This window comes from Citrobacter sp. wls619 (assembly GCF_005281345.1).
Lineage (GTDB): Bacteria > Pseudomonadota > Gammaproteobacteria > Enterobacterales > Enterobacteriaceae > Citrobacter.
The window spans coordinates 38,747-46,728 of the sequence record NZ_SZXJ01000046.1 but is presented as its reverse complement, the minus strand read 5'-3'; the positions used below and the strand labels follow the sequence as shown (position 1 = coordinate 46,728).

General features: G+C 53.0%; 6 protein-coding genes and 1 pseudogene. 4 read left to right on the top strand and 3 right to left on the bottom strand.

What is annotated here, in order from left to right:
• The 3 genes and pseudogenes from FDX19_RS12165 to FDX19_RS12155 all read left to right on the top strand — a co-directional run.
• Nucleotides 1-300 (top strand): annotated as a pseudogene (locus FDX19_RS12165) (hypothetical protein); the annotation flags it as partial.
• A gap of 1 nt (nt 301) precedes the next feature.
• Nucleotides 302-562 carry a PAAR domain-containing protein gene (locus FDX19_RS12160; protein ID WP_043018109.1) on the top strand — a complete coding sequence of 87 codons (261 nt, stop codon included), beginning with the start codon at nt 302-304 and terminating at the stop codon, nt 560-562.
• The gene (locus FDX19_RS12155; protein WP_137382900.1) at nt 559-1,965 is read left to right on the top strand and encodes a hypothetical protein; all 1,407 of its coding nucleotides are present in this window, start codon (nt 559-561) and stop codon (nt 1,963-1,965) included. The genes FDX19_RS12160 and FDX19_RS12155 overlap by 4 nt, the downstream gene beginning before the upstream one ends.
• Before the next feature lie 73 nt (nt 1,966-2,038).
• Here the strand turns inward: FDX19_RS12155 and FDX19_RS12150 are convergent, their stop codons facing one another.
• The 3 genes from FDX19_RS12150 to FDX19_RS12140 all read right to left on the bottom strand — a co-directional run bounded on the left by FDX19_RS12150 (nt 2,039) and on the right by FDX19_RS12140 (nt 5,580).
• Nucleotides 2,039-2,980, bottom strand: coding sequence for an ABC transporter substrate-binding protein (locus FDX19_RS12150; RefSeq protein WP_101742853.1), 942 nt, complete (start codon nt 2,978-2,980; stop codon nt 2,039-2,041).
• Between the two features lie 88 nt (nt 2,981-3,068).
• Complete coding sequence (locus FDX19_RS12145; protein ID WP_137382899.1) at nt 3,069-4,064, bottom strand: ribose ABC transporter permease; 996 nt, start codon at nt 4,062-4,064, stop codon at nt 3,069-3,071.
• Nucleotides 4,057-5,580 (bottom strand): sugar ABC transporter ATP-binding protein, encoded by a 1,524-nt coding sequence (locus tag FDX19_RS12140; RefSeq protein ID WP_137382898.1) that lies wholly within the window; start codon nt 5,578-5,580, stop codon nt 4,057-4,059. Before FDX19_RS12140 ends, FDX19_RS12145 begins: the two co-directional genes overlap by 8 nt.
• A 114-nt stretch (nt 5,581-5,694) precedes the next feature.
• On the opposite strand from FDX19_RS12140, the gene FDX19_RS12130 reads away from it, so the two are divergent.
• Nucleotides 5,695-7,959 carry a hybrid sensor histidine kinase/response regulator gene (locus tag FDX19_RS12130; protein WP_137382897.1) on the top strand — a complete coding sequence of 755 codons (2,265 nt, stop codon included), beginning with the start codon at nt 5,695-5,697 and terminating at the stop codon, nt 7,957-7,959.
• Nucleotides 7,960-7,982 lie beyond the last annotated feature (23 nt).

Below are 7,982 nucleotides of genomic sequence, written 5' to 3'. Positions count from 1 at the left end.
CCTTTTGACGACCCGCGTCTGGCGCCGGGTGGTCCGGGTATAGATTATCAATACTTTGATGACACCTATTATCTCTACAGGCCAGGCAAGCATAAATCCGGTGGCGAGTATGTGGACGGCCATACCAGTCCTGAGTTTCCAGGTGCTGCGTGGGGAACGGTGGTATTTATGAAAGCATCCTTAGCCCATTTAACGGAAGGTTATAAGGCTAACTATCAAAACCTGCCGGACAAAGAACCGGAGGTGGTGGGCTATAAGGGCTGGACCCGGATGTACTGCGATATGGATGCGGGGAAATAATATGAAAGGTGTAATCAGGCTAAACGATCCGCTGGAAAATGGCGGATATGTCAATAAAGCTTCTGGTAGCAAGTTTATGGGAATTGCTGTCGCCTTAATGGGGGATACTGTGGTTTGTATTCTGCACAAAGGCACCTTCCCAATACTTGATTTTGAGCCAACCTGGACAATGGACGGCAAAGGCGTTGTTGTGGATGGTTGTAGAGCCGCATGCGGTTGTGCAATAAAAACCACACTGCCCACGGCGGGGACAAGCAAATGAGGAAATGGAAGATACCAAACAAGAATCCCTATGAAGAACCAGAAAAATTCCCGCTGAATATTATGCTGATCATTAGCTGTGCTGTCTTTCTGTTTTTTATAACATACAATATATTCAGCTGGTTGCAGGACAAGAAGGTTCCTGATGATCTGATATGGAATGCAATAGGTATCCCATCGCTAATAGTGTTAGCCATCTGGTGTGTGATGGTAATCACTTACGGCCTTATATCTTTTCCATGTTACTATGCGGGTTATCTTGAGCAGTATGGTATGAATCAGTGGAAAAACTGGGCAATACGGGCATTGCCGCTTTTAGACTATTCATCCATTCTCCCGGTGCCTGAACTGGCATTAAAAATTCAGAAACTAGAGGGTGAAGCGCCAGCAGGTTCGGCAACGCCGCTACGCATTGATATTGAAGTTGACTCAATGGATGACACCAGAGTTGATAAAGTGCTAAGGCAGTTGATAGAGCCCCTCAAAAATTCTCTTATCAGGGATTATCGGCCTTTTAATACCTGGCTGTACGTTAAAGGGGCGGATGACACTATCGGCAATAGTTTCAAGGCGGTACTGGCAAGCCTGGACATCCCCAACGATAAAGTCGGGAAAATTAATATTCTTCACGAATGCCCTGATTATTTCTTAATTAATGACTGGGTTGATTTAAATATGTCTGAAAACCACCTGCTTATTGCAGTTGAATTGCATGATGAAAATAATTCTGACTTTTTCGAAAGTGCTAATGCTTTTATTTTTACCAATACAAGTTTGCTTGAAGATAAAGACACGCCTTTATATTTATTACGCATGATGGACAGTACGCCTTATTACCTTGATGAAATCGTAAATATATATCTTTCTGCACAGCAGGTGGATGTTAGTAAAATTAAAAAATTGTGGTTCAACTTACTGGATAAGCAATCAAAATTCGTATTGTTTAGTGGGGTAGAAAACGCAAAAACGAGTATTTTAGCCGATAGTCGATATGAACTGGAGGCCGTCACTGGGCAAAGCACGGAGGTTCAGCGCTGGGTTGTCTTGGCATTGGCTGCGGATGCTGCAAAATATGGTCAAGGCCATCAGTTATTCGCCAGTACATCCGCAGATACTATTCAATCCGGCATAATAGCGGCTAAACATCCAGGATCTTGTCCGGCACTTGAGAAGCTGGATTTCCATGATTATTGGAGAGTCATAAAATTGTGCGCCATTATTTTATGGGGTTTAGGATATATATGTCTCGTGCCAATGGAAATGTTCCAAAATCACCCATGGTATACGCTTATTCCTTTAGTTATTGGTATACCGATTATTTACACGGCGATTATGTTTTTTTCTTTTATATTGAGTCATAATATAGAGGAGGAAATGGATATTTATTACTTCCAGTTTTTATGAGGTAAGCGCCCTGGCGGGCGCTCTTGTTTCTTTTACTCTCTATGTGTCAGGAGAGCATCAGTCGGTTCAGGATTTATTTCACCGTCCAACCCTTATAGCTACCGACGTTGTTTTTATCGATCATCGTCACCGGGATCAGCACGGGTTCTTTCGGCGCGGGTTTCCCCTGCAATATGTCATAGCCGATTTCGACCGCTTTGGCAGCCATCACCTGCGGATCTTGTGCCGGAGTCGCCACAAATAATGAGTTTTCGCGCTTCAGCGCTTCTTCGCCGTCCGGCGATCCATCTACGCCGACAATAAAGAATTCGCTACGCTGCGCCTGTTTTGCCGCCAGATCGGCACCGATCGCAGTCGGATCGTTAATGGCGAATACGCCGTCGATCTTCGGATTCGCCGCCAGCAACGCGGTCATGATCTCCAGCCCGCCTTCGCGACTGCCTTTGGCGTTTTGGTTATGCGACAGCACCTTGATGTCCGGGTGGCGTTTGAACTCGGTTTGGCAGCCTTCCACGCGATTCTGGACGGCGGAAACCGGCGGCCCGTTGATGATGACGACGTTGCCTTTGCCTTTCAGGCGGTCGGTAATGTATTTACAAGCCATTTCACCCGCCTGGGTGTTATCGGAGGTGATGGTTGCATCAGCCCCTTCGGCCGCCACGTCAACGGCGACCACCACGATCCCCGCGTCTTTCGCGCGTTTTACCGCCGGACCGATGCCTTTGGAATCCGCCGCGTTAAGAATGATCATATCGACTTTGGCGGCAATAAAGTTGTCGATTTGCGACACCTGTTGCCCCAGATCGTAGCCGCTGGAGACCAGCGTCACTTTGACGTTATCACCGGCCAGTTTGCGTGCTTCCAGCTCTGCACCTTTGGTGATTTGTACGAAGAACGGGTTGGCCAGATCGCCCACCGTAACGCCGATCGATTTCAGTTCTTTTGCCTGCACAAACGGAGCTGCAGCAAGCAGTGCGCCAGCACAGAGCGCGGTCACTAATGGCTTCAAACGCATACTCGTTTCCTCACGTAGGGTATTGTTGTTATACGCCTGATGGCGCTGCGCTTATCAGGCTTACGAATATGTAGGCCAGTAAGCTTGTCTATGCACTTTGATGGTGTCGGGTTCGGTATTTGTCGATCAGCACCGCTATGATGATCACCGCCCCTTTGATCACCAGTTGCCAGAAATAGGAGACGCCCATCAGCGTCATGCCGTTATTAAGCGTGGCGATAATCAGCGCCCCTACCAGCGTGCCGGTAATGGTGCCGATCCCGCCAACAAAGCTGGTGCCGCCGAGGATCACCGCCGCGATGGCGTCCAGCTCGTAGCCCATGCCTAAGTTGCCGTTGGCGCTGTACAGCCGCGAGGCGCTCATCACCCCGCCAAGACCCGAGAGCAAACCGCTCATGCCGTAGACGAACAACAGCACCAGCCAGACTTTGATCCCGGTTAAACGTGCGGCCTGCATGTTGCCGCCGACCGCGTAGATATGAACGCCCAGCGTGGTGCGGCGCAGAATGAACCAGCACACCACCACTACCGCCAGTGCAATCACCACCAGCCACGGTACCGGGCCGAGATAGTTGTTGCCGATCCACTCAAAGCTGATGTTGGAGTTGATAACCGTCGTGCCATCCGCCAGCAGGTACGCCGCGCCGCGTAACGCGGTATACGTTCCAAGCGTGACGATAAACGGCGGCAGCCCGGCGAAGGCGACCAGTGCGCCATTAAACAGCCCCAGCACCAGGCCGAGTATCAGCGCCGCCGGAATCGACAGCATGGCAAACTCAGGAATAAGAGAAACGACCATGGCCGCAACGGCGGTGGTGCCGAGAATTGAACCGACGGAGAGATCGATCCCGCCGGTCAGGATGATGAAAGTCATGCCAGCCGCCAGCACGATATTGATCGACGCCTGGCGGGTAATATTCAGCAGGTTGCTCTCAGTAAAAAAGTTTGGCGCGATAAAGCCAAACACCGCCACAATCAGGATCAGAATAGGTAAGATGCCGACCGTTTGCATCAGATCGCTCATCAGCATTCTTTTCGCGGAGGCGGATTTCGCCACCTGCTGGGAAGGGGTTGGATTATTCATGGGGCACCGCCTGATGATGGGAGTCGTTCACGCCGGTTGCCAGCGTCATAATGTTTTCCTGGGTAATGCTTTTCCCGTCCAGCTCGCCGGCAATACTGCCTTCCCGCATGACATATACCCGATCGCTCATGCCGACCACTTCCGGCAATTCACTGGAGATCATCAGGATCGCCACGCCTTTGCGCGCCATATCGTTCATGATCCGGTAGATCTCGCTTTTGGCGCCGACGTCTACGCCGCGCGTGGGTTCATCGAGGATCAAAATGCGCGGGCCGATCGCGACCCAGCGTGAAATCAGCAATTTTTGTTGATTACCGCCGGACAGCCCACCCGCCCGTACCTGAGCATGCGGCACGCGGATGTTGAGTAATTGAATCGCATCATCGGAAATGGCCTGCGCTTTTTTGCGATCGAGCATGCCCCAGTTGGCGTCACGTTCCAGCGTCGCCATGGTGATGTTCTCCGCGGCCGCCAGTTCTAAAAATAACCCCTGTTCTTTGCGGTTCTCGGTCAGAAAGCCAATACCGTGGTCAATCGCTTCACGCGGGGAGTGGATCACCACCGGTTCGCCGTCGACTTCAATCATGCCGCCGATGGCTTTACGTACGCCAAAAATCAGTTGCGCCAGTTCAGAACGTCCGGCTCCCACCAGACCCGCAAGGCCGACGATCTCCCCGGAGCGCACCAGCAAGCTGCACGGTTGCACTTTGTTGCCATCAGTCAGGTGATGAACATTGAGGCGCGCTTTGCCTAAGGGAATATCGCGCTCTTTGTTGAACAGATCGCTCAACGGGCGACCCACCATCATGCGCACCAGTTCCGCAGCATTAAGCTTGTCGCGGGTCAGGCTACCGACATACTGCCCATCGCGCAGGACGCTGACGCGATCGGAGAGTTCATAGACTTCCGCCATGCGGTGGCTGATATAGATAATCGCCATTCCTTCATCGCGTAGACGCATGATCAGTTCAAACAGGCGGTGTGTTTCACGTGAGGAGAGGGCGGCGGTGGGTTCATCCATCACCAGGATGCGGCTGTTACGGTGCAGGGCGCGGGCGATTTCGACCTGCTGCTGTTCGGCGATGGTCAGCGTCATTACCCGGTCGCTGGCCTTAAACTGGGCACCGAGTCGGTCGATAACCTTCTGCGACTGCATCACCATCTCTTTGCGCTGGACCAGACCACCGCGCGATAGCTCGCTGCCAAGAAAGATATTTTCCGCTACCGTCAGGTTTGGCGCGAGCTGCATCTCCTGATAAATCAGAGTAATGCCTGCACTTAATGCATCCTTTGGCCCACGAATATGAAAAGGTTGTCCGTCAATCAGGATCTCGCCGCTGGTGGCGGTATACGCCCCCGCGAGGATCTTCATCAGGGTGCTTTTCCCCGCGCCGTTCTCGCCCATCAGAGCATGGATCTCACCCGGCCAGACCGTTAAATCGACCCCTTTCAGCGCGTAAAATTTGCCAAACGCTTTGGCAATGTTGCGCATTTCCAGAACCGGTGTCCTGCTCATCGCGGATCTCCTGCGGGGTGGCCGATATCAGCAGTCCATCACAGGAATGTAAATGCAAAATGTCAGAAGCCGTTCATATTTGTCATATTGCGATTTTTCTTCATGGAGCGTGATATGCCGCAACCAGGACGTCACTTTTTCGCCAGCGCGCGCGGGCGATTACTGTTTTTCAACCTGCTGGTGGTGGCGGTCACGTTGATGGTCAGCGGCGTGGCGGTGCTGGGTTTTCAGCATGCCAGTCAGATTCAGGAGCAGGTGCAACAGCAAACCGTTGATGACATGACCGGCAGCATGAACCTGGCGCGCGATACAGCAAATGTAGCAACGGCGGCGGTGCGGCTCTCTCAGGTGGTGGGGGCACTGGAATACAAAGGTGAAGCGGAACGTCTGCAGGAGACGCAACGGGCGCTGAAGCATTCGCTGGAACAACTGGCCGCTGCGCCGCTGGCACAGCAGGAGCCGGGGCTGGTTGAGCGTATTATTCAACGCAGCAATGAGCTGCAAAGCAGTGTGGAAGGTATGTTGCAGCGCGGGCAGCGGCGGCATCTGGAGCGTAACGCGCTACTCAGTTCGCTGTATCAGAATCAAAGCTACTTACGCCATCTGCAAAAGTTGACTGACGCACAGGATGACGCGCTGCTGGATCAGATGGATCGCTTAATTATCGCCGCCATTGAAACACCTACGCCACGATCGGTGGTCAAACAACTGGATGGCGTGATGCCCTCGCTGCCTCTGCAAGCCAGTAATCTGCTGATTAGCCGTATTCTCAATGATTTCAATCAGGAACTGCATAAGCTGGAGCCGCTTTCTGCCGCACTGGAACAAAGCGATCTGGCGATCAACTGGTATATGTTTCATATCAAAGCGCTGGTCGCCATCCTCAACAGTGATATCAATCAGTATGCCTCGCAGGTGGCGTTAATCTCCGAACAGCGGGTGGCGCAAAGCCATCAGGAATTGCAATCCGGCGCGTTGTTTATTCTGGTCTTTGCGCTGCTGGCGGTGGTGATCACCGGTTTTGCCGGGTGGTATATCTACCGTAATCTCGGTTCCAACCTGACGGCCATTTCACGGGCGATGACCCGGCTGGCGCACGGTGAATCGGATGTCAGCGTCCCGGCTCTGCAACGCCGCGACGAGCTGGGAGAACTGGCGCGTGCCTTTAGCGTCTTTGCTCGTAATACGGCGTCGCTGGAGCACACCACCCGATTGCTAAAAGAAAAAACCAGCCAGATGGAAATCGACCGCACCGAGCGTCAGGGGCTGGAAGAAGCGCTGCTACATAGCCAAAAGCTGAAAGCGGTGGGGCAACTTACGGGTGGATTAGCGCATGATTTCAATAACCTGCTGGCGGTGATTATCGGCAGCCTGGATCTGGTGAACCCAGATTCGCCCGATGCGCCGCGGATTCATCGGGCGCTAAAAGCGGCTGAACGCGGGGCGCTGCTGACCCAGCGGCTGCTGGCCTTTTCGCGCAAACAGTCTTTGCATCCGCACGCGGTAGAGCTGAAAACGTTGCTGGAAAACCTGGGCGAGTTGATGCGTCATTCGCTACCCGCCACATTGACGCTGGAGATTGAAGCCCAGTCACCTGCCTGGCCGGCGTGGATTGACGTCAGCCAGTTGGAAAACGCCATTATCAATCTGGTGATGAACGCCCGTGATGCCATGGACGGGCAGACGGGCACGATTAAAATCCGTACCTGGAATCAGCGGGTTACGCGCAGCGATGGGCGTAAGCAGGATATGGTGATGCTGGAGGTTGCCGACCAGGGTAGCGGCATGTCGCAGGAGGTGAAAGCGCAGGTCTTCGAACCGTTCTTCACGACCAAACAAACCGGTAGCGGCAGCGGGCTGGGATTATCAATGGTGTACGGCTTTGTGCGTCAATCTGGCGGTCGCGTAGAGATCGAAAGCGCGCCGGGGCAGGGAACCACCGTCAGATTACAGCTTCCTCGTGCCGTTGTGCCTGTGCAAGTTCCGGTTGAACCGATAGCAGAGCATCCTGCGACCCGCGGCGAGAAGCTGATTCTGGTGCTTGAAGATGAGGCCGATGTGCGTCAGACGTTGTGCGAACAATTACACCTTTTGGGCTACCTGACGCTCGAAGCCGCTAACGGCGAACAGGCAATGCATATGCTGGCGGCTTCAGCAGAGATTGATATTCTTGTCAGTGACTTAATGTTGCCTGGCGGATTGAGTGGTGCGGATGTGGTCAATCATGCCCTGAAGCATTATCCCCAACTGAATATTCTGCTGATTAGCGGCCAGGATTTACGCCCGGCGCATAATCCGGCGTTGCCGGATGTGGCGCTATTGCGTAAACCGTTTACCCGAGGGGAACTGGCCCAGGCGCTGCGACGCGCATGTAATTGAGATTCCTCCGCTACTCGCGTCAA